General features: G+C 26.8%; 12 protein-coding genes. 4 read left to right on the forward strand and 8 right to left on the reverse strand.

Going from position 1 to position 25,596, the window contains the following annotated elements; all coding sequences use genetic code 11:
- Positions 1–44 precede the first annotated feature (44 nt).
- Complete coding sequence (gene hemB / locus EDL80_RS01490) at positions 45–1,037, reverse strand: porphobilinogen synthase (RefSeq protein WP_158406442.1); 993 nt, start codon at positions 1,035–1,037, stop codon at positions 45–47.
- A 615-nt stretch (positions 1,038–1,652) separates the two neighbouring features.
- On the opposite strand from hemB, the gene EDL80_RS01495 reads away from it, so the two are divergent.
- Positions 1,653–4,448, forward strand: coding sequence for a PD-(D/E)XK nuclease family protein (locus EDL80_RS01495; RefSeq protein WP_158406443.1), 2,796 nt, complete (start codon positions 1,653–1,655; stop codon positions 4,446–4,448).
- 485 nt (positions 4,449–4,933) lie between these two features.
- Here EDL80_RS01495 and EDL80_RS01500 read toward each other — a convergent pair whose 3' ends face one another.
- The gene (locus EDL80_RS01500) at positions 4,934–5,149 is read right to left on the reverse strand and encodes a hypothetical protein (RefSeq protein WP_158406444.1); all 216 of its coding nucleotides are present in this window, start codon (positions 5,147–5,149) and stop codon (positions 4,934–4,936) included.
- Positions 5,150–5,671: 522 nt separating this feature from the next.
- On the opposite strand from EDL80_RS01500, the gene EDL80_RS01505 reads away from it, so the two are divergent.
- Positions 5,672–6,904: an MFS transporter gene (locus EDL80_RS01505; RefSeq protein WP_158406445.1), complete on the forward strand. Its 1,233-nt coding sequence runs from the start codon at positions 5,672–5,674 to the stop codon at positions 6,902–6,904.
- Between the two features lie 553 nt (positions 6,905–7,457).
- Here the strand turns inward: EDL80_RS01505 and EDL80_RS01510 are convergent.
- From EDL80_RS01510 to EDL80_RS01530, 5 genes are all read right to left on the reverse strand, one after another.
- A complete protein-coding gene (locus tag EDL80_RS01510) occupies positions 7,458–8,993 on the reverse strand; it encodes a hypothetical protein (RefSeq protein WP_158406446.1) in 1,536 nt (511 codons plus the stop codon).
- 1,075 nt (positions 8,994–10,068) lie between these two features.
- Positions 10,069–11,652, reverse strand: a complete 1,584-nt coding sequence (locus EDL80_RS01515; protein ID WP_158406447.1) for a hypothetical protein — start codon at positions 11,650–11,652, stop codon at positions 10,069–10,071.
- Positions 11,653–12,859: 1,207 nt separating this feature from the next.
- Positions 12,860–14,431 (reverse strand): hypothetical protein, encoded by a 1,572-nt coding sequence (locus EDL80_RS01520; protein ID WP_158406448.1) that lies wholly within the window; start codon positions 14,429–14,431, stop codon positions 12,860–12,862.
- Between the two features lie 316 nt (positions 14,432–14,747).
- A complete protein-coding gene (locus EDL80_RS01525) occupies positions 14,748–16,373 on the reverse strand; it encodes a hypothetical protein (RefSeq protein ID WP_158406449.1) in 1,626 nt (541 codons plus the stop codon).
- Positions 16,374–17,432: 1,059 nt separating this feature from the next.
- A complete protein-coding gene (locus EDL80_RS01530) occupies positions 17,433–18,956 on the reverse strand; it encodes a hypothetical protein (RefSeq protein WP_158406450.1) in 1,524 nt (507 codons plus the stop codon).
- A 1,057-nt stretch (positions 18,957–20,013) separates the two neighbouring features.
- Here EDL80_RS01530 and EDL80_RS01535 point away from each other — a divergent pair.
- Positions 20,014–21,267: an MFS transporter gene (locus EDL80_RS01535; protein ID WP_158406451.1), complete on the forward strand. Its 1,254-nt coding sequence runs from the start codon at positions 20,014–20,016 to the stop codon at positions 21,265–21,267.
- A 1,581-nt stretch (positions 21,268–22,848) separates the two neighbouring features.
- Positions 22,849–24,096: an MFS transporter gene (locus tag EDL80_RS01540; RefSeq protein ID WP_158406452.1), complete on the forward strand. Its 1,248-nt coding sequence runs from the start codon at positions 22,849–22,851 to the stop codon at positions 24,094–24,096.
- A 909-nt stretch (positions 24,097–25,005) separates the two neighbouring features.
- On the opposite strand, the gene ssb is transcribed toward EDL80_RS01540, so the two are convergent.
- Positions 25,006–25,476 (reverse strand): single-stranded DNA-binding protein, encoded by a 471-nt coding sequence (gene ssb / locus EDL80_RS01545; RefSeq protein ID WP_158406453.1) that lies wholly within the window; start codon positions 25,474–25,476, stop codon positions 25,006–25,008.
- Between the last annotated feature and the right edge of the window lie 120 nt (positions 25,477–25,596).

Genomic DNA, 25,596 nt, shown 5'->3' on the forward strand with positions numbered 1-25,596 from the left:
AGAGTTTTTATTAAAGATGCTGTTATACAATAAAGTTTATAAGGCTATTGATTATTTAGTATAATATTAGCTATATCTATAGCGGCATATGTAAATATGCTTTTTGCTCCTGCACGTTTAAAACTTAACAAGGATTCATACATAGCTTGATTATAGTCTAACAAATGGTTTTGCGCTGCAACTTTAATCATGGCGTATTCCCCGCTTACTTGATATGCAAATACTGGAATTTGATATTTTTGACTTACACATCTAATAACATCTAAATATGGCATTCCTGGTTTTATCATAACGATATCTGCCCCTTCATTAATGTCCATTTTTACTTCAATAAGTGCTTCGTTGATATTTCCAATGTCTGCTTGGTAAGTACTTTTATCTATAGTTTTAAATGTTGTACATGAACCTACAACTTCACGGAATGGCTTATAAAAACTTGAGCAGTATTTTACAGCATAAGATAAAATACACACATCTTGGAAATTACAGTTATCTAAGGAATTTCTAATTTCTTTAATTCTGCCATCCATCATATCTGAAGGCGCTATAATATCACATCCTGCTGCTGCTAATACTAGTGCTTGTTTACATAGAGCTGCAACAGTTGCATCATTATCAATTTTTTGGTCTATGATAATTCCATCATGGCCTGAAATTGTATAAGGGTCTAGTGCTACATCAGCAATTATACCTATTTTTGGTATGTGATCTTTTAGTGTTTTTATTGCTCTGCATATTAAGTTATTAGGATTAAATGCTTCTTCTGCATTTTCGGATTTTAAGTTGTTTGTTACTACTGGGAATAATGCTACTGCGTTTATTCCTAGATCTGCAGCTTGTGTTACTATATTTAATAGCTCAGGAATTGAATACCTCTTGATATCAGATAGTTGTTTAATAGGTTCTGATATTCCTTCATTATCATGTACAAATAAAGGAAGAATAAGATCGTTTATAGATAGATAATTTTCTCTTACTAGATTACGTAACCATTGATGTGAACGCTTACGTCTTAACCGTGTAATAGGGAACTGCATATTGCTCTACCTTTTTTATTATACGAGTATGTTATTTTTTTTGGCTAAGAATATCAATATTATTTTTCTTAATGACTGTGAGTATAAAATGTTACTCATGATAAATTACATGTTGTAAAAATGAAAGACTTTAAATGGTAATTTTATTAATATAGATTACTAAATATTAAATCAACTTATAGTTATATCGGCTTAAATAAATTACAATGAAATTATGATAAAAAATAGCTTAGTAGTGGATATGAATTCTACATCCTGGTATGTAACTAATAAAAAATTGAGCTTTAGATAATGATACAAGATAACTTTTGAAAAGTTTTAGTGTTTAATAACCTTGATTTATTGTTTTTTATTGTGTAATTAATGGTTAAGTTACTTACTTTAAGCGTTTGTATATCAGCTCTAAACATAGAGAGTATTTTATTGTGGAATATTAATGTTAATTTTTGTGTTATTTGAATTATTGTTTTGTATTCATATAAGGAAGTATGTCTAGTAAATTTATCTTATAAAATCTAATCATTAGTCATAAGTATAGGTATTTATGTTATATTTGTAATAGCTTATGGGAAATATAATATATGAAAATTATTTTGATGTGTATTTGATATATCGATGGGGAAAGTTTTTTCAGTTCATTGTTCAGAATCTTTTTTAAATGTAGTTGCAGAATTTACGTTGAGTATCTTCTGTAATAGATTGGAACATGAGTCTAATATTATAATTATAGTATCCAATCATGAAGATGTAGAATTATTAGATAAATCTTTGAGACAATCCTATTGTGGTAACTATTCTGATCTGAAAATTAAAGTTTTTTCATTATCTGAGATAGATCACGATATACTAGTCAACCAAAATGATTCTCTCAAAATTATTAGTCCAATTAGGAGACTTATGTTGTTGATGGAATTCATAAAATTCTGGAATTCTGAACATAGTGACAATTATCCTATGTCTTTAAGTTATGAGCTGTCTATTCTACTGAATGAGATGCATAAACATTGTATACCATTATCTAATTTTGAGAATTTATTTGAAAGTGATTTGCCAGAACATGCTCAAAAAGCTGTGGAATTTCTTTCGTGTTTGTCAAAAAAATGGAAAGAAGTGTTGTGTAAAGAAAATGTGCTAGATATATTAGAGCATAGAAGTTTATATATAAATAATTTAATTAAGTATCTAGAGGCAGGAGTTTGTAATAGTACTATTATATTTGCTGGTATGGCATTTGATAGTCTGGTTATCAATTTTATTCAAACGTTATATAAGTTGCCTAATGCTCAGATAATACTTCCATATGTGGACATAAATATTAGTGAGGCAAATTGGCAGTTATTGGAAGAATCACATTATCAGTATTGTATAAAAAATTTGTTGGATGTTTTAAAAGTTAATAGGAATGATATTGTTTTTTTAGGTAAACAAAATAATCGTGAATTTGTAAATAATGTATTTAATTTTGATATCTTTTTAGAAGAATATCACAAAGGGAAAGTTCATAGTTATGATAATTGTGATTATGTAAAACTAATTACTTGTATATCAGATGAAGAAGAATCTCAAGTTGTATCTGAACTTATGGCGAAATACAGCTCTAGGGACATCACTATATTTACAAGTAATGTGTTGTTAAGTAAGAGAATAGATTCATTACTAAATTTAGGAAATTTGGTTGATAAATTGAATGCTAATTACCTGATATTCTCTTTTATATCATCTATATTAGAAGTTGTTATGAGTTATTGGAATCCTGTATCATTGCTATCATTACTTAAGCATCCTTTTATTACTTTAGGATATAGTGATAATGAGTACAGTACTTTAGTATCGGATTTTGAATTAAAAATTATTAGATTATGTTCTAGTTATGATTTTATCAGTATAGATAATAATATAAAGGAGAAAGTACCTGAATTACTGCCTTTTTGGGAAAAGGTAACTAATATAATACTTCCTTTAGTTAATGTTAAGTATGATACTATTTCTTCTATAGTAAAAGTTCATATTACATGTTTGCGTGATTTGCTGGCTGGTAGTGCTGTGTTTAGTTATGAGAATATAGAAGAATTTTTTAGTAACTTTCAGAGTGCGTGTACTAATATTAAAATAAGTGGGATAGATACGTATTGTGAGATTTTAATTTCAGTGTTACGTAATAATCTTTTTATTGAAAATTATAAACTATCCTCTGTGAATTTGTCTAGAAGAGATATCGTCATTTTTTCTGGGTTTAATGAATTTGATTATGGTATGAGTTTACGCAGTACGTTATTAAGTAACCGAATGCGTAGTAAATTAGGATTGCCTTCTATTCAAGTGGAAAAAGGTTATTTTGCTTATGTATTATATAGCTTTTTTTATGCATCTAAGGTTTATATTACTAGGTCTTTAAAAAGTTTTGGAAAAGTTAATGAGGAACCTATTTGGCTAAAGAAGATAAAAATTGTGGCAAATATCTATAATTATAAAGATTTAGAATATGAAAATTGTTTAAAAATGCCAGATAAATATTCTAGCGGTATGATGGATTTGTTTTGTTTAAGACCACAACCTAACCCAGAAATTAATCATAGGGTAATAGCATTTAATATTATATCAACAACTGCTTTAGAGATTTTAATAAAGAATCCATATGTATTTTATTTAAATAATATTTTAAACATTGTGCCATGCAAAGATATTAATGAGAAATTTTCCATGAGAGATTTTGGAATTATTGTGCATAACATATTACATAAGTATTTGTTGAATAATGAATACCAGCAAAACTATGACACCCTGATAAAAATTGCAGAATCAGAATTTGTAGATAGGTACAGAAATTTTCCTCAAGTGAATAGTATTTTGTGGCCTAAGTTTCAAGTAATAGCTGAACAGTTTTTTGAGATGAATCTAAATCGCAATCGTGATGTTGATAGAATTATTACTGAGCATTTTTTTTCTTGGGAAATTAGCAATAATGTTAAGATAGTATCTAAGTGTGATAGAGTAGAGTGTTTAAAAGATAATAGCGTTGTAATTATTGATTATAAAACTGGTATAATTCCATCTCAATCAGATATTAGCCGTGGTATTGCATTACAGATGATAATACAAGCATTAGCAGTAAAGAAAAGTTTGAAAAGGGATATTTCAGGGCTGATGTATTGGAAGATAAGTTCAGAAGATATAAAAATAATACCTATAGATAACTATGAAGAAATTATGGAAAAATCGGAGATTATTTTGAAACAATTAATATTAGAATATTTAACAGAAAAAAAACCATTTAGTGCATCTTATGATATTTCTGGGTATGACGATTACAATATTTTAACTTGCTGTAAAATAAATAAAAAACCTCCTTACCACCATAATCGCAAGAAAACTAATAAACCACAGCACTACACAAATGAATGTTTGCTTTAAGGTAACTATATTATATTAGGAAACTACAATAAATCAAAATTAATCTAATATAAAATCATACACAAACAAAACACTAGAAGCCCTTTTTAATCTCTAGGAACAACTAGTGTAGGAAATAATCACACAATAATTTTAAAATCTACTACACTATATAAAGTTATCATATATAACATATAGATATAATAAATAATCTTGTCACTTATAAATCTGTATATAAATTAGGAATAAATTTGTAACAACTTCCATTCTCTTTCACAGCTTATGAAAACTTATACCATTTACACAATTGCAACTGATTATACAATATAAATTTTCTGTTACTCCACACACATTAATAACTTTAATATTAATTAAGCTAACTATTAATCTTAAATCAATCAAAAAAAAAAAAAAATGCAACCCTACTAAAAACCAATCAGATAAAAACTACTCATGTTAATTTGAAAATGATTATTTATCTTTTATAACATATAAATACTTTTGCATTACTTATTATAAATATGTTGCCCCCATTCCTTAAGACGAATTAAAAGGCTATAATCCCCATACCCAGAAATATCATAAGATGCACTAAATGGTTTTTTTTCTGTTAAATATTCTAATATTAATTGTTTCAAAATAATCTCCGATTTTTCCATAATTTCTTCATAGTTATCTATAGGTATTATTTTTATATCTTCTGAACTTATCTTCCAATACATCAGCCCTGAAATATGTATTTTTTACACTTTTTCTTTGAAACTATAATACTGATTACACAGGTGCAAAATAATGTTACAGCAGGTAAATGTATCAACATATGTTGTATTGATGAAACGGCAGCTTTTTATGTTATGAGAGTATATAGTATTGTTTTCTCCTAAAAGTAAATAATATAAAGCTCTTTTTGTGCTAATTTTTAATTACTTCATAATGTTAGGTTTTAATTGTTAGCAATGTTATGTGCTTGACAATGCATTTATTTATCTAGTTCGATGTATTATTAATGTGGATGTAATTATTATTCAATTTTTAGTATGTTATATTTAAGTTCTGTATAATTTTCATATTTTTTAACTACTAATTTTTGATTATAAGTAGCATAATTATCTTAATCTTGGATTTTATAGCAATATACTTTATTGAGTTCATGAGAAATTAATATCATCTTCAAGATTGATATCTGTGTTATAAATAGCGTGTACTGACAATTGTATGTTTTTTATTTGATAATAGTTATATAGATGTTGCATAATACTAGTATTAAATCTATCTTAGCGGTTCTTTTGAGTGCTTTTATAGAGTGTTATGATTTTTTACTTTATGGGAATTTTAGTTATGTTTTTAGTCGTATATTTTTTTCCCATGTTAGTGAAACTTTATCCTTAATATTATCATTTATTATATTTGCTATTGCTTTTTTTATTAGACCTTTTGGATCATTGTTATTTGGATATATTGGCGACAAATATGGAAGAAAGATTTCTCTTTTTATGTCTATAAGTTTGCTAATAATTTCAGTGGGGGGTATTGCATTTTTACCTCTTTTTGATTCCATAGGTGTGTTATCACCTATTCTGTTAGTCTTGTTGCGTGTTTTGCAAGGATTATCTTTTGGTGGTGAAGCAGGGGCTATTGTATTGATGGCAGAAAGTGTTAGAAAAGATCAAATTATATTGATATCATTTGCACACTTTGTAATAGCAATGCTTGGAGGTGCAGCTGGTTCTTTTATTTTTAAGTTATGTTATAGTTTAATTCCAGAAGCTGAGTTTTATGCTTGGGGGTGGAGGATTCCTTTTATTGTTGGCTTGGTTATGGCTACCTTGTTACCTATTTTACGTTGTTCTGTAAAGGAAAGTTATCAGTATTTAAATTATAAATCTAGTCATCGCAAAATTTGTAAAGTTCCTATTTTAGATATAGTATTATATCATAAAAAGTTTTGCATTATCATATTAAGTGTAGTTGGAACAAGTAACATATTATTTTACATGTTTTTTGTGTTTTTAAATATACAGCAGAGAGTGGATATTGTAACTTATACTTTTTTAATATTAGTAATGTTAATTTCTGGATTCTTGTCTCTTTTCATATATAAGAAATATAAATCTGAAGATGTAATGATAGTATTTCAGGTGTTATTTGTGACATGTATATCATGTATTATTAGTTACTTTGGATTTTATACTTTAATTACTTATTTTATTCTTGCTGTTGCATTAGGAATATATGCTACGCCTGTATTATCAATGGTAATACTTTTATTTCCAGTTAATATTAGACAAACTGGATTTTCATTATGTTATAGCATTGCAATAGCGATGTTTGGTGGTACTACTCCTGCTATTTGTTTATGGTTGGTAAAAGTAACAGGGTTGAGTATATCTCCTATACTGTATTTTGATATATGTGCATTACTATCATTATATGGTTTATTTATCTTGAAAAAATATAATATTGAAAAAGCATGTTAACATTCTCTTTTCAGGAAGTGATAAAGTATACTACCTATTTTTGTGATATGAAAGTCTGATATTGCATGGGTATAACATGCACTGATGTAGTTGTTACACTGTTTGTCTTGCATTATACAGGGAATACTAGTTTTATATTCATAAAGTGTAATGTGTATTTTTTTGAAGGAAGTGGAACTTGTGATGTTTATTTTTGTGATATGAAAGTCTGATATTGCATGGATATAACATACGTTGATGTAGTTGTTACGCTGTTTGTCTTGCATTATACAGGGAATACTAGTTTTATATTCATAAAGTGTAATGTGTATTTTTTTGAAGGAAGTGGAACTTGTGATGTTTATTTTTGTGATATGAAAGTCTGATATTGCATGGATATAACATACGTTGATGTAGTTGTTACGCTGTTTGTCTTGTATTATACAGGGAAATACTAGTTTTATATTCACAAAGTATTATGTGTATTTTTTGAAAAGAAATAGAATTTGTTAAGTTGATTTTTATGATATGAAAGTTTGATATTTCATATGTATAACATACGTTTATGTTGTGGTTATGCTGTTTGTTTTACATCTGTACAAGGAGTACTAGTTGATGCATTTTCAAGAATGTCGTGTATTTTTTTCTTTTCAGGAGCAAGTAAAATTATGCTATCTACTTTTGCGGTATTAAAGGATTCAACTTTCTGATTATAATATAATAACATATTTGTGCATATGGTTGAAATATATTTTCTTGCATGTGCTATTAATTCAGCAATAGTATATTCTTTGTCATCATCATCTAATACTGTGGTTAGTAGTCTGGATATAACTTTATTTTCAAACTTAGTAGTACGTTTAATTGTCTTGTTTGTTTTAAAATAAGATATGATAGGTTCTATATTAGCCTTCTCTCTTATTACTAAAAGATTATGGATTGCAGCATTTGTTTTCCTATATTGATGATGGGTATCATAGTTTTCAAGTATGGCAAGAGTATAAATGTATCTGTATAACCCTATGCCTACGTGATAATACATCAGATTCAGTGTAGATTGGAAAGGGGTGCATATATAACGGTTCATATACAGTTCTGAATAGTCAAAAAATGAGGAATAGACCTCTAAGATGATATTAGTAATATAATCCATTATTTCTTCATCAGTGGGTTGATCTATTGTGTTATTTTTTATATATTCTTCAACTATTTTAATCTTACGTATGTATTTTTTTGCACATATAAAACTTTCAAAACAACGAATATATTGTTGTGTATTAAATGTTCTAAAAAATTCTATAATAATTTTACCATCTTGGGTATTAAACCAGTCGGGATGATCTAATACGTTGCCATGACGTGTTAAAAGGTTTTTGACTGCTATATCGTATACAGTGATTTTACTATTTTTATGTCTATTTTTTAGAAATATATCTAGATCAGTTGGATTATGCTGTATGGCTTTATCACATTTATCTGCTACACATGTACTAGAAATAGATAATGTGTAATCGTGATTTAATATTAAGTGAAGAAAATACATGTTAGGACCTGTTTTTGTTGGTAATGATGCTATAGTAGATTTATTCGTTATTATTAATAATCCAGCAAGATTTTGATTATTTGTGATGGTATTGAGTGTATGTTCATCGGTTATTAATTTTGCAATACCGTTATTTGATAATGTTTTAAAATCTAGCATGTTGTATGGTCCTTGGTTCTGTTCTATAGAAGAATACTTAATCAGATATTGTTCTTCATGAGTCTTATGACCGGATAGAATAATATGATATTCTAAAATATTACAATGGCGGTCTATTCTAGGCAGGTAACTAAGAGGTAATGAAATGAATATACCAGCTTTTTCATTGAAATTGATATCTAAAGTTTTATGTTTGCTTTTGTATTTTAACTTTATTCCTCTACTAACATATATACGGTCCAGTAAAGTGCAAATGAAAAGAATACCGGATGTTATAAATGCAATGAAAAACGGAATACAGAAAAGTATGCTCTTTAGATATTGCCTTAACAATATAGGAATTACAATAGTAGAAATTAATAGTAAGGATGATGTTGCAAACGCAATATTAGATTCTATCTTATTCATATGTGGTATTTTGGCATCAATTATTAAGTATTTTTAATAATTGTATAGCAAATAATTAGTAAAATACAGAAAAATTAATAAACTTTGTTTTATTATTAAAACTAATATTATTATTGTTAATTAATTATAATATATATTTGTTGTGAAATTTTAATACTGTAAGCAATATGTTAGGTATAATAAATTTTCATATTCAAAACGTATCATCAGATAATTTTAAGTTTTGTTAGTAATAAATATATGCGCTTTCATAGTATAGTTGTATTCTATAATAGTTATAGAGATCTGATATATTTATAAAATAGCGTATTAAGATGCAAGTTAGTGTTCTATATAGAGTGATAGGATAAGTAAAATACAAAATCTTAATTTATTCATAGTAATTCTTGTACATATTGTTAGGGTAAAATGATTATAAATTATATTATTTAAGTATTGAAATGTGTGTAATAATTATTAATTGTATAGTGTTATTATCGGAATATACTAGTAGTTATTAATTTATAGTTTTTATATCATAAATCAGATTATGAATAATATATTTTAAATATTAATATAATGAAATCCAAATTCGGAGTGTATAAACAAGTAATATTAAAGACCTATTGTTCTAAGGATTGGGTATTTTTGTAATTATTAATCTGGGAAATATGCTGAATAATACTGGTAAGTTGTACTTTGAGTAGTGATTCCCTGAATGTATTTATTGAAGCATATTAATGTATCACTTAGTATTTCTATCAAGTGATATATGAGATCTTTTAGTACTATATTATTGTTATTCATGAAAGATGTATTTTATCCTGTAATCCTTTAGGTACAATTATAAGTAAAAATGTAGTTTATAATTATATATTAAATTTTGTTATTATTAATTACTTAATACTGCTATTATAGTTATACTGGGGTTGCTGATTTCTATAGATTGCAAAGTACTATATACTTTCTTTTTTAAAGACTAACCGTTGTTCTTATTGAGTCATAATGGATTTTACCTATAGCTGTTAATATAAGTTTAAGTGATAAAAATATATTACTATCTAATATATTGTTTAAACAGTATGTATAATAGTAATTAATGACTAGTTTCTATCGCTATATAGGACCTGACATTATTACTTGTGGTATCTTGAATATTAGTTGGTAGGTGTGTTGTATTTCCTTCTGGGGAAAATAAAGTTATGTTCTCTATTTCTACAGTTAGGTTTTGCTTTTTTTCTATATAACATAACATATATTTTTTGTGGCGATTCATAATGTACTCTCTTGCATATGTGATTAGTTCAGTTATAGTACATTCTGTTTTATTGTCATTTAGAAGTGTATGTAATAATTTAGAGAGATTCTTATTTTTAAAGTTAGTGTTACATTGAATTATGTTTTGACTGTTAAGACGGGTTATAATTTCTGATATATCAACCTTATCTTCTTTTTCTAAAATCTTACGGATAAAAGCATTTGTGTTTATGTTCTTATCATTAGTATCATATTTTTCATAAGTAGCAAGAGTATAAATGTATTTTAATAGTTCATTACATCTTATATCAATATGTATCAGATTATGTACCCACTGACAAGTATGTGTTATATGGCGATTTTTATACAAATGAGCATAATCATTTGTATCAGCAGATTTAGTAAGATAAATAGATTTAATTTTGTTAGAGATATATGTTGTAATGTTATAATTGTCTGGATATTCGATTGTTGCATTATTCTCAATATATTCTTGAATTGTTTTGATTTTAGTTTTAAGGTGCTCTACATTTGAAATAGGGAGGTTATTGTAATGAAAGGTATGTTGTTTATTAAACATTCTAAAAAACATTATAGCAATCTTACCTTCTTGGGTATTAAACCATGGTTCCTGATCGTTAAATATTGTATCAGGACATTTTTGTAATGTATCTAATGCCATTATGTCATATATAGTGAGCTTAGGATTACCCAAATTATGGGTAGCTTGACTTTGTAATAAAATGTCAAATTCTTCTATAGTATATGCTATTTTTTGAGTATTTGTACAAGTCTTCAAGTTTATGAAAGAAATTAATAATTTTCCATTCTTTATGCTAGCATGGTTATAAACTTTTATAGAATCTTTGATTATCTGTTCTGATATATTAGATTTGGTTGTTATAAATATTCCTGTGGAATTTGGGTCATTTTTAATTTTATTAATTATGTTTTCATCAGTTACTAAGTCTATGCGACTGATAGCTTTTGATGGTTTGAATTGTCTACTGCCAAATAATCCTTGGTTTTGCATTATAGAAGCGTTCATGAGATTACACATAGTGTCAATACATGTTAAGTTGTCATCTATAGGTTTGGTATGATACTCAAGAATGTTGTGTTCAGAATTTATTTTAGATAGTTCACTGAGAGGTATGGGTATGAAGATGCCAGATTGTTGACTTAGGTTGAGATTTAAAGCTTCACTTTTACTTTGATCTTGTATTGAGATTCCTTTTATGTGTTTTATACGGTTTATTAAGATGATGATAAAAGATATACCTATACATGCTAAGGTAATAGCAAAAGCAACGTAAAAAGCAATATTATTGTAATGTTGTCTAAGTTTAAAAAAAAGTAAACTGACTGAAATTAAAGCTGGAAATAATATAATTAATGAGATGTTAGATGTTATTTTATTCATATATTTTTACACAATATACTAAATATTTAATATATTATAATAAAAAACAATTAATAATATATAATATTTATAGTTCTTATTACTAATACATTGACAATATAGTTACTAATATTAACCACTGAGAGGTGTGTATTTCAGTGGTATATTTATTAATAAAGCGTAACTAAAGATCTTAATACTAACAGTATATTAAGAAAAAATAATACTTAACAAATATATTACTCTAAATTAAATATAGTATATATACTATATTTCTAAAAGTTGTAAATAAATATATTAATATATTTTAATTTGAAATATCAGTTATATTGGTAGATACTATGTTCAAATTGTTAATAATAGATAGTTATATGTTTTTTAGCATGTTACTGACAAAGGTAAAAAATAATGTTTAGTATATAGTTAATTGATCAAAACATTGCTTACTACTGAGTGTGTTGGTGGTTGTGTTATTAATTTTTGTTTCACTGTGTAGCGTAGTTAAAATTAACGTTTCAAATTTTTAGATCTAGCAGTAAAAGTAATGATGTTAATTTTTAAAGTGATATTAAAGAGCTTTTTTATTATATAAGAGTTATTGGTGACAATTATAGCATGTAGAATTTTTGTTATTTTAATGATTTTTGGTTCTGTGCAATAAAGATTCTACTAGTAGTATATGTATTTTTGTTGGATATGTTATAGGATATTAGATAGTGTTGTGCCATAATTGTATTCGTGACAGTACTGCTAGCTTTTTATTGTGTTAATATTTAAATTTAAGTTGTACTCTAATATTTTAAACTAATTTTTTTGTATGTATTAAAAATACTACTTATTGGTTTGTCAGTAATAAATATATTTATGAATATTAATATTAAAGTATGACCTAAAAAATATAAGATATTGAAAATTACTACTTGAATTTATAACAACTTTAATAAATTCAATAAAGATTAAAAAAATCATGTAACAAATGATAGATCTCATTTTTTTTATATACCATAATAGAAAATCTTAACTAATTTAATGCGTTAAAGTAAAATAGTGAAACAATTATCAGAGAGAAAAGCTTAGTTTTGTGTTTAAAAGTTAGTAATATGCTATGTTCAGGGATTTAACATTATAACTACAAATATTAGGTATAAAATCACGTTATTTAATAAATAGTATTACTAAATAACGTGATTTTATATTGATTCAATATAAGATAGTAAGTATTTACTGATTAGCAAAAACGTAGATTAGGTATAAAAGGCGTGTATGATGGTATTTCGCTACTTTCTTCCATAGTACTACGTGGGGGCTTCCTTGTAGGATCTATTAATGTTATATTCTCTATAGTGAGTTTTACTGATTCAGCACCTTCTGTATAATGCGATAGGAATCTTGTATAATTCTGTGATACGTGATTTCTTGCATGTCTTACCAATTCAGGAAGACTACATTTAGTCACATAATCAGTGTTTAACAGATTATCTAACGCTGCTTTAATGTCTGGGTGTTGAGTATAATCTATGTGATTAAAGTCAATTAAGCCGCTATCGCCATTAATATGTTCTTTTAAAAGTGTAGTAATATCATATAGTTCTGTTTGTTTTAATATCCTGTTAATTTCTTGATTTGTGTTGGTATCATATTTAGTATCACTATTGATACTGATAGCAGCAAGAGTGCAAATATATGCAAGTATTTTGTCTTGTTGTATATCTTGAGATATTTTATCTAGGATATGCTGATTATTATGCGTAGTAATACGATTTTTCCATAGAGATGAATAGTGATGTAAATCTTGAGAATATGTAAAATATGCCTCTTTAATATGCTGAAGAACCTTTGAGGTAATCTCTTTAGTTACTACTATTTCTTTACCGGTTTGTTTAGCAAATTCTAGATAATCTATAATATGTCTCAGTGTTTTATCTAATGGTGTTGGTAAAGTATCAAATAATGTGCTATTTAATCTGCTATTGGTAAAATTCTCAATTGGAAAATTTTTTAAAAAAAATATAGCCACTTGAGCTGCAGGATTAGTAGTCCACTGGTTGTCAGTTAAAGGATATGTTATATCCTTTAATATCTCATATATCACGCAATTATATACAGGATAAGTATAGTTAAGAGCATACGTACCTGTGCGAACGGTGGGCATAAGGAGAATGTAGTGTAAATATCTGTCGGATATATCGAGCGTATTATCATTTAATGCACAGAAGATATTAAGTACCATTTTACTATTGCATTGATTTAATTCAATACTAGTTATTGTGCGGTCCTTGATTATTTGTGCTAAATCTCCGGATTTTGTGGTAATCAGTAATCCTGATGCATCTTCTGTGATGTTATGAAGGCTTCTTTCATCAGTAATTAGTGATACTTGCTGACTAGTTTCACATTTTACTGTACGCTCCGGAAGTATTCCCCTATTGTATGTTATATTAACTGAGGGATGAAATTTGGTTTCTTTCATATTAAGTCTGAGATCTACAATGTTAGATTGATCATCTAATTGAGATATTATACGTTTGTCTATAGGTATGAATATACCGACTTGTTTTTCTGTATTAATATTTAAAGCTTCTGCTTTTGTTTTTGCGGTTGGGTTATAGCCGAAGCAATGTGCAATACGATTTAGTACTGTGAAAAAGAATAATACAGAAAATACAGCTGCAGCACCAGCAGTAATGCTTACTAGCTTAGAGTCCCTGATTCTATTAATGAATATCATTAACGTTATAATAGCTGAGGCAAGTAATACCAGTGATATCAAAACTGATAAATTAGACATTGGTTTGTTCATAGTAATCCTTAAAGAAATTTATTAATTAGTTTATACTATTATATAATATCATAAAAAAAAAAACGTATAGAAAAATTAATAATTTTTTATTATTAATTTAATAATTATAATAATATGTGAGCATATATTGTTAAGTTAAGAAATAGTTCCTAATTTCATTTAGTAATATATTTAAAAAGCTAATTATTTTTTATAAATAGTCTATTAATCTTGCAATATTTAAGTAATATAAAGTTAAATTAGGTTAAGTTGATAGCACTTTAATAGTGTTATATGTTTAATAACTCTAAATAATACAGTATTTGGAGTGAATTTACTATGCAGATTGTTGAGTTAATAAGTGCCTTTGCTGGTTATTATCTCTGTTTGTTGTTATATTGGTAGATGGTTCTGCACTTTTCTCTTGTTCTTGGGGTGATAACAATGTTATGTTGTCTACGTCTAGATCCATGCTTATAGTTCTTGTAATATAAGATCTCATATATTGTGCACAAAAGTGTGATACATGTTCTCTAGCACGTTTTATAAGTTCAGGAATGGAGCATTGATCCTCTTTATTAAATAATATATGTAACATGTTAAGAACATGTATATTGTCAACCTCAAGTTTATCACGGTAAATTAGTCCAGTATTTTTGTCAACATTGTTCATGAGAATGTGTATACAGTTAATTTGTGAGTCTACTTTTAACAACATGTGACTAATAATGGTATTTGTTCTGCTATCTGTTTGATGAGTATTATGCTTATTGATGGAAGCAATAGCACAGATACATTGAAAAACTTTATCCTTATGAATATTTTCCTCTAGTATCTCTAGAATTAATCTGCCTTCTGTACTCATGCGGTTTTTCCATAGACAAGAATAGTGATTTGTATCATAAGACATACGAAGATGTGTATCTTGAATGAGCTCAATGATTCCTTTAATGTGTTTTTTGTTAATCTGATGACTAGGTGATATATTATTATTTTGAATATATTCTAGAATGTGTTTTAATCTTCTATCTTGTTCTTTTGTGAGGGTGATAGCTAAGTCATCAGCATTTAAAATTTTCTGATAAGGAAACTTTGAGAAGAAAGTTAAAGCAATTTGGCCATTTTGAGTATTTAACCAATGATCTTCAGGGTTTATTGTTGTTGTAGGACATGTTTCTGACTCTGAAGCCATTGATGTTGCAATGTCATGTGTAGAATGTGCTTGTAAAAGTTTTAATGCTACAATGTCATATACACGTGCATTAGGGTGTTCACTGCTAATAATGTGACTGGTTAGAAGATTATGTAAACTTATGTCATTGTGTATTTCAAAATAGTCTTCAGGATTGTAGGAGTGAATATAGGAGATATAAAGGAATAGTGTTCTATCTTGGTATAACACTGTCTTGTATTTGAGTATTTCTTTTCCTTCGGTTTGTGTATGCAAAGTATTAGATTTAAGGGTTATTAGTATCCCTGAAGCATTTGGAGATTGTTTCACTTGCTCAATACTTGGCTCATTAGTGAGCAGTGATACTCCTTGAACATTATTATATCTACGTCTCTTATAATTTAATAGTCCTGCATTATAGGTTATGTTAAGGGTATGCTGTCTATTGTATATTTTATAATTCGTAAAAAGGTTAAGAATATTAGAATTACAGTCTATACTTGGTAGTGCTTTGGGTGGCATGTGTATAAGAATAGCAGATTGGTTTTGTGTGTTAATATTTAAAGCTTCGTTCCTACTAAAACGTTTGAATGGAAATCCTTTGGTATAATGTTCTATAAGATGCATTAGAGCTACACAAGTCAATGAACCTAATATTACTAAGAGAAAAATAATTCCATTCAAGGAAGCTAGGTTGTTAAATTTTTGTTGAAATTTTAAGTAAGATGTCAAAGTTACTGCGAAAGCTATCGCTAATATACAAAGTACAATACCAGATGTTTTTTTATTCATAATAATTATGCAAAAGTCTATTAATTAATTCATGTTTTATATGCTATCATAAAAAAAATTAGTATCATATAAAAAATTAATAATATTTTATTAATATACATTAAAATAAATTTTTATATCATTAAATTTATACATTGAATTGGCAATTGATTTAAAGGTTATGAGTAAAATAGGTACGTATAACCAGATTATTAATTAGGTATATGTGAAAATTATTAAGTAATATACCTATTGATTTATAAATTAATTTTTCTGTAAAAATATATAGTGTGTTTGTGGGTATTTGTATAATAGTAAATATGTCTTTGTATGTTTCTGATATATTGTTATAAAAGACATGCGTTACAAATATGGTTTATGTGTTATATTCTGAGAATTATAAGGAATATAGTATTGATATGAATAATTAATGTTGTTAATAAAAAGTACGTGTTATATTTATGAACACTGTATGAAAATTATTCAGAATACCACCATGGCATAAAACTCTATAACTCCATTATTGAAAAGATACGTTAGTAATGTAATATATTTAGTACATAATATTTCTAATTTTTGTTATTATAATGTATCACAACTATAAAAAAAATTTTTGATGTTATGATGTAATAAATAGAAATTTAATATATTAATTGATATTTTTTTACAAAAGGTATTATACTCACGTTATTAAAGTAGTGTGTTGTAATAAGGAAATAGTAAATTTCTTAACTTATACGGATTCTCTATCTCTATCCATACAGAATAGGTATAAAAGTATTGCCTATAGATGTATCTGTACTTTTTATGTAATTTGCTACTGGAAGCATTTCCATGTTTATATATATTAATAACACTAATATTACAGTAATAGCAAATCATATGTTAAATATGATAGTGTAAAATAGTTGTATATAATGAACATATATGTACAGTTTTTATAGGTAAAAATGTCCATTATATACATTTGTTGATAACATTATTGAGCCCTAGATGATTAGTATTGAAATATGTTAATTAATATTAAGCATTATTTATATATTTATAGTATGACTAAAAAAAGGATAAATGCTAAGCTAATTAATCGTGAATTAACCTTGTTGTGCTGCTATGTTCTTCAACAGAATCAATGTCATTTATTGTATTATTGTGTGTTATTGCGCGTTCAGGAGTCAATATAGTTACGTAGTCTATATCTAGCTCTATATCCGATGTATCTATTGTATAAAATTTCATATGTTCTGAATAACGGTTGATCATATAGTTTCTTGCGAGTTTAATTAGTTCACGAAAACTTACTTGTTGTTTGTTGCCTAGCAACTCATATATTGCTCTACGGAAATCCTCATTTTCAATGTTAGTATCCTGTGTAATTAAAGTATCAGGATTTTTAATGAAACGCGTGATAGGTTGAGTATCGAGGTGAATATTTGCTGTATTAAATATATTTATAATAAATTGGTTTGTTGCCATATCTGGATCATTGTTTTCACAGTTTTGTACAGCAATAATATGGATACATCTGTATAATGGGTGTTCATAGATATCAGAATATATAAGATCACAAATGCGTTCTCTTATGTTTACATGACGATTATAATGCAAAAATGAGTACTGAGTTGTCTTAAGTGATGTACTAGTGTGTATGTTTTTGATTATACTAAATACATGTTTGTTGAATTCATCTGTACATTGTTCTTGTGTCATATTACTGATGTATTCTTGAACACGTTTTATTTTATGTTGTAAAGCTTCTGTTATTGCAGGTTCAAAGGGTTTTTTATAGGTAGAAATGTCTTGTATGCTAAATTTTGTAAAAAAACTAATAGCAATCTTACCATATCCAGTTTCAAACCAAGAATTATCGTCAGAGTGTTCAGTAGGGAGTGTACTTAAAATGTTTGATACTACGTGATCGTATACAGTGCATTCAGAATTACCTAGACTTTCAATAGGTATGGCTTTATCTTGTAAGGCAGAATAAAAATATTTTGGGTTATTATGGCCATAAAGTCTGGGAGAGAATAGTGATAATAATGCTGTATTCTTTTTCTTACTATTATAAGAAATAGATAAAGAACTTGGTTGTGTTAATTCTGCTAATTGAGGATTATTTTTAACTACAATACATAATCCAGAAGTACCTCTAATATCATGGAAATCTTCTTGGCATGTTAATATACTGACATTAGTAGTATTATTTAGTTTGTATTTTGTTTCTGGAGATAAGAACCCATGATTTTGTGAGACATATGTAGAGCAATCATATATATTACCTGTATGTTGTACAAGATTTGTAATATTGCAATCTGGTTCTATCTTATATAACTCATCTTGTGGCATTTCTATAAATATGACATTTTGCTTATCTGTATTGATAATTAAATCTTTGCTATCATACTTGATACATATTCCTTTTCTGTGTTTTATAAGATTTATAAAGCTGAAAATTAGAGATATGCCTTCTATTGCTAAAAAAGTATAAATACCAATAAGAAGTGGCATACCATTAAGTTTTTCTCTGAAGTAAAAGTAAGCAAAAAGAGTTGTAGCTAGAATAACAAATATTGCACAAAATAAAAATATAGAAGATGTTTTATTCATAGAAATCCTAATAAATTTATTCATTATACGTAATACAACGTTGTTTAGTAAAGTAAATTATTAATTTATTTATTAAAATCATTAATTATTATACTTTAAATTTCCTTAACACAAGTAACATATTTTATATGACATTATTTAATGTTAATTGTGGGGAATGCTAGATAATACTTATTTGATTTGAGTAAGTTAATGAGCTGCAAGTTTGGAAGAAATGAATATTAAGTATAGTTATGTATTGATAATAAAAGTATATATTTAGTTTTAAGAAATTTCTGATTGCAATAGTATTGATTTATTACATTTCTGATAATACATATATCAGAATCTGACGTTAAATCAAATTAAAATGGGTAAGTGCGTATATTCAACTTATATTATAGCTGGTGATAGCTTTAATAATTTTATTGCGTACTATCAATATATATTTAATTAATTTGGTTTACTTAAGTTACTATATATTCCCTTTATTAATAAATATATTAATAAATGTTTGTTTAGTACGTGTATATACTATATATATGTGTTAAAAATTGTTATTAACTTTTATAAATTGTTAATTTAGTAAATATGTTAAATAATGATATTGTAAATGTTGTATGTACATATTCTTAGTATTAGTGAGACTAGCTTGCTGAATTAATTAGTGATATTTAGTTATTCTTAGATTTTCGCAAAATATGAACATAATACATTAATGGTAATTTGTTGATTAGGGATATCATATTAGTAATTATCATTGCTAAATTTTCTTATTAATTCTAGTTTGGTGTAAATGAATTTATGTGATTCATGTTCAATAATGCAGTTTTGTAGTGTAACTATTGTAAAAAAATAAAAAATTTATCCTAAGCTTTATATAATTAACAATATGTTTATAAATATCTACTAAATTATATAACGATAAAGTTAGCCAAAATAGAAAACTTTAAAATTAGTTATAATATCATGTAAAAATGTCACTGTTTTGTCTGAATAATTTATGTAATTGTTGTGAGATATTGACATAGTTATTCAAGAAATCTACACTCTAAAATTATTCATGTGTAAGTTGTGTATGTTATCTAAAATTAGTGTAAGGTCAGCATTAGCAGTGCTTTTATGTGCTTTTATCGAGTGTTATGACTTTTTATTATATGGAAATTTTAGTCGCGTATTTAGTAAACTATTTTTTTCTCATATTAGTGAAACTTTGTCTTTAATATTAGCATTAGTTATATTTGCAATAACTTTTTTTGTGAGACCTTTTGGGTCAGTATTATTTGGATATATTGGGGATAAGTATGGTAGGAGAATTTCTCTGTTTATATCTGCAGTTATACTGATTGTTTCTGTTGGAGGGGTTGCATTTTTACCTCTCTTTAATTCTATAGGTATATTATCTCCAATTCTATTAGTACTGTTACGTACTTTTCAGGGCTTATCTTTTGGTGGTGAGGTTGGTGCAATTGTATTGATAGCTGAAAGTGTTAAAAAAGATCAAGTTATATTGATGTTATGTGCTCATTTTATGATAGCTATACTTGGAGGTGCAGCTGGATATTTTATTTTTAAGGTATGTTATAATTTGATTCCAGAAGCTGAGTTTTATTCTTGGGGATGGAGGATTCCTTTTATTGTTGGTTTATTTATGGCTATGATGTTACCTATTTTACGTCGTTCAATAGAGGAAAGTTCTCAATATTTACATTACAAAAATAGCCAGAGAATTTCTAAAGTTCCTGTATTAGATATAGTACTATATCATAAAAAGTTTTTTATAATGATATGTAGTATTGTTGGATCGAGTAATAGCTTATTTTATATGTTTTTTGTATTTTTAAATGTTCAACAGCCAGTAAGTATTATTACATACAGTTTTTTAACGTTAACAGTGTTAGTTTGTGGTTTAATCTCTTTTTTCCTATATAAGAGGTATAAGCCTGAAAGTGTTGCAATAATATTTCAAATATTATTTATTACCTGTGTATCTCCAATAGTGTGTTATTTTGGATTTAAGTCTTTGGTGACTTATTTTATTTTTGCAGCTTCTTTGGGAATATATTCTACTCCTATATTGTCTGTAGTGATATTTTTGTTTCCAGTTAATGTAAGGCAAACTGGCTTTTCGTTTTCTTACAGTGTTGCAGTAGCAGTATTTGGTGGTACTGCACCTGCGATTTGCTTGTGGTTAACAGAGGTAACGGGACTAAGTATATCTCCTATATTTTATCTGGATGGATGTTCATTATTAGCGTTGGGGTCACTGTTCTTCTTAAAGAGATATAATGTTATAACACAACGGCATAGTAATGTATCGGTTCCTTACTAGATTACTTTATCTAAGTACTGGGTTTTTATATGTGAGTTTAATAAATTTATGAGGGTTATATATTTAGTAGTATGTAATTAACATATAATTGATTTGGTATCTAAGTTATGGCAACGTCTTTGATATGTATCGTGTTTAATTAAGTGGTTTGGAATTCCATAACATATTTTAATTGTAACTTGTTAATTATGTGTATGATTGAACAGGTAGTTGACCAATACGGATGGCTAAATACAAAGCAGTATGTGTTTTTATACATGGTGTTTGTTACCGGTGATTTGATGGTTATATTGTGGGAAATAAAATGACTAGCTAAAATTTTATTATTACATAATGTTATTGTGGTAAATACTAAATTGTTGTGGATCTATACTAGTTAGAATAGGTATTTGGGTGTTATATTAAGTCATGTTAATTGTGATGTTGTATTACCTAGTAGTGATACTGATGATATGATCCTATTAATAAAATAACTCAAATGGACTGAATTTGTGAAAGCAAAATGATATGTGTAAGTATGTAACATGTTTGAGAATGTTGTATAGTTATGATAGATATTGTAGTGCTAAAGTTGGTCAATTATTGTGTGATTCAAAATATGTTGGTTTTGATAGAATATAAAATTAATTGATTTAATCATATCAGTAGAAGTTACTTGTGTGGATAATATGTATTTCTTAAATATCTATTAAATTAGGTATGTAAGTATATTGTACAGCATATTGAGTGTATTGTTATATTATTGTAAGTATTATGTATCATTTGCAATATATGCTGATATACTTAGTTTGACTATTAATATATAGTGTATGTAAAGATTACTGTGGATGGTGATTCTATTTTATTATTTTAATAAGTAGTTATAATTTTATTAAATGTATATAGTAACATATAATAACTATAGTACTGTTTCTGGTAATGAGTTTAGATATACTGACTTATAAATATATCTTTTAGTTGTACATTAAATATATTAGAGAACTAATGAGTATGCTGATGTACTATTAATGAATGTATAAGTACTTGTATAGTGTTTTGTAAATGCTAGTAACAATATGTTTATAAATATACAAGGAAAATATAGGTTAATAATGTGTATTTATGTATATTAGACACTTCTATTAGTCTTGCAATATAGTTGTTTGTTGATATTAATATGGGGTTTTTATTATAAGTGTTGCAAGTCATGTATTCTAATTAAATAAAATCGTTATATAAATTTAAGAGAAATACGTTGTTATGTGTGATATTTTTATAGTATGTTCATTTCTGAAGAATGTTATAAATGTGTAAGATGTTAAATTCTGTAACAAAGCTAACATGTGAGTATTTGTAATCATAGAAGATGTTATAATTACAATATGGAAATATACGTGTAATTATATTATTTGTTATAAGTCAGTCTTTCCTTATTTTAGTGTGTGTTATAGTTACTATACATCAGCATATTTAATGAACTTTAGTGTATCGTATCTTGTATAGTATAGGTTGAGTTGTTGTGAAAAATTTACTTTTTATAAATTAGTTGACAGATTCAAGTATGGGTTATAGACATGTATGTTATATTAAATATATGTGAAAATGTTAAAATTCTCTAATATTAAACCTACGGTATCTGTTCTAATATGTGCTTTTATAGAATGCTATGATTTTATGATCTATGGAAATTTTAGCCGTATATTTGGTAAAATATTTTTTTCACATCTTACTGAGGAATTTGCTGTAGTATTGTCATTTATGACATTTGCAATAGCTTTTATTGTAAGACCATTTGGTTCATTATTATTTGGGTATATAGGGGATAAGTTTGGAAGAAAAATTGCTTTGTTTAGTTCTGCAACGTTGCTGATTATATCAATAGGGGGGATTACTTTTTTACCTCAGGTTGAGCTTATAGGAATATTATCACCTATTTTATTAATTGTATTTCGTGTTTTACAGGGATTATCTTTTGCAGGTGAGGTTGGTTGTATAGTGCTAATGACAGAGAATGTCAAGAATAATCGTAATATTGCTTTTTCTATGGGTGGACACTTTTTGATTTCTATACTTGGTGGTGCAGTGGGATGTTTTATATTTAAGTTTTGTTATTATTTTATTCCAGAAACACAATTTTATTCATGGGGATGGAGAATTCCATTTTTTGTAGGCTTAATAATGTCTATATCTCTACCTTTTTTGCGTAATTCTATACAAGAAAGCAGGCAATATTTAGAATATAAACAGCAACAAAAAATTTCTAAGGTTCCAATTTTAGATGTAATACTCCATTATAAAAAGCCCTGTTTAGCTACAGCTCTTAGTATACCTTTTTGTAATTCTTTATTTTATATGTTTTTTGTATTTCTAGGTATTCAGCAAAAGGTAAGTATGGCTATTTATGTATTGTTAATTTTAACAATTTTGATATCAGGGGTAATTTTTGCTATGATTTGTGTAGTGTATAAGCCAACAACTGTGGCATTAAGTTCTCAAATTTGTTTTGTGGTTTTAATGTCACCTATTATATATTTTCTTGGATTTGATTCTTACATTACTTATTTTATTATAGCATTTTCTTTGGGTATGTGTTCAACTCCTATTTTTGCTTTATTAATGCTTTTGTTTCCAGTTAATGTAAGACAGACAGGATTATCTATATCCTATAGTATAGCTATAGGGTGTTGTGGTGCAATTACTCCTATGATGTTTTTATGGTTATCTGATATCTTACAACTAACTATGGCTCCTATATTTTGTATAAATTTTTATGCGATAATTTCACTGTATAGTTTTTATTATCTTAAAACACATGAGAAAGTAATAGAATATGAAAGTGTATATAGATAATTAATTATTGGTATTTATTCTAGATATGCTTGTGAATCTCCTTGATATTTATTATGTTGAATTTTACTTGTAATTATAGTGTTTATTTGTCCTAGATATATATAGGGTATATGACTATATGTGGAAATCTACTTATTTGAAAGTATAGGTATTGTATATGTAAATAAGAAGTGTGCTTGTAGTATTGTTAAGTTACGTGTTCTCATATTTATATAGGAAATTTTATTCTCTATTATCTGTTATATAGTTACTTTTGTTTTTATAACTGATTTGTGAATCATTCTGTTTTAGTTAGTTAATATTTGATGTGTTATATTCAGGATTTATACTGTTTTTATTATTGTATTTGTATATTAAAGCTTGTAATAGTAATTAGCCAAATTTTGTGATGATAGAAACAAATATCTGTGATTTTTTTGTCTTATTATATCTATCAGGTAATAGTTTATTTTAGTTATTAAGAAGGTTTCTGTAATTCAAAATGTTGTATAAAATGTAATGCACAAGGTCAAATCGTAATGTATGAGATATGAACGTATATAAGAAGAAAAACAAACTGTAAAATAGGGCGCTTGATGGGGACACATACTGCGTATAATTTGTATTAGATGTTTTAGATTTGTGTTGGGTAGTGGTTTATTGAATAAATGTTTAATCAACACAACATATTCTTTATTATAATAATCTACCTACTTCGTATTATGTAAAGAAGTCAAAACTAAAATAAAAATTGTTAAGTAATATATTTGGGATAATGCAACAACTAAATATGCAATAGTAATAACTTAGTTATTATATTTCAATCACCATAAGATATATAATTTATTTTACTTAATATGCAATGAGCACATTTCTTGCTAATTACAACTTAAAATGCATAGAAAGTATGCCTTTCTTACAACATGTTAGTTAAAATGGTATTTCATCATCGATAATAACGTCGTCACAATTATGTTGAAAGGCTGACTTATTAAATCCTTCGTTAGTATATTCTTCAGATTCTGAATTATTGTCTGTCGTATTATTCTTAGAATCTAGCATATGTAATGCTGAATTGAATCCTTGTAGGATAACTTCTGTTGTATAACGATCAATGTTATTCTGGTCAGTCCACTTTCTTGTTCTGAGTGATCCTTCAATGTATACCTTACTTCCCTTACGTATACAGTTCTTAATGATTTTTACTAGTCCTTCGTTGAATACTACTATATTATGCCATTCCGTTTTTTCTGTGCGGATGCCTGATGATTTATCTACCCAACTTTCAGATGTAGCAATAGAGAAACTTGCCATTTCTTTTCCATTTTGCATTACTCTAATGTCTGGATCCTTACCTAAATTACCGATTAGAATTACTTTATTAATACCCATAGTGGACATAGTTATATTCTTACTCTAAGCTTACTGACTGTCATTATCGTATTTTATTAATAAATCAGTCAATATTTTTATTTTGTATTTAAAAAATAGACTAACGATAGAGAATGATGTTATTTTACG

The sequence above is a fragment of the Ehrlichia ruminantium genome (genome assembly GCF_009728835.1).
Lineage (GTDB): Bacteria > Pseudomonadota > Alphaproteobacteria > Rickettsiales > Anaplasmataceae > Ehrlichia > Ehrlichia ruminantium_B.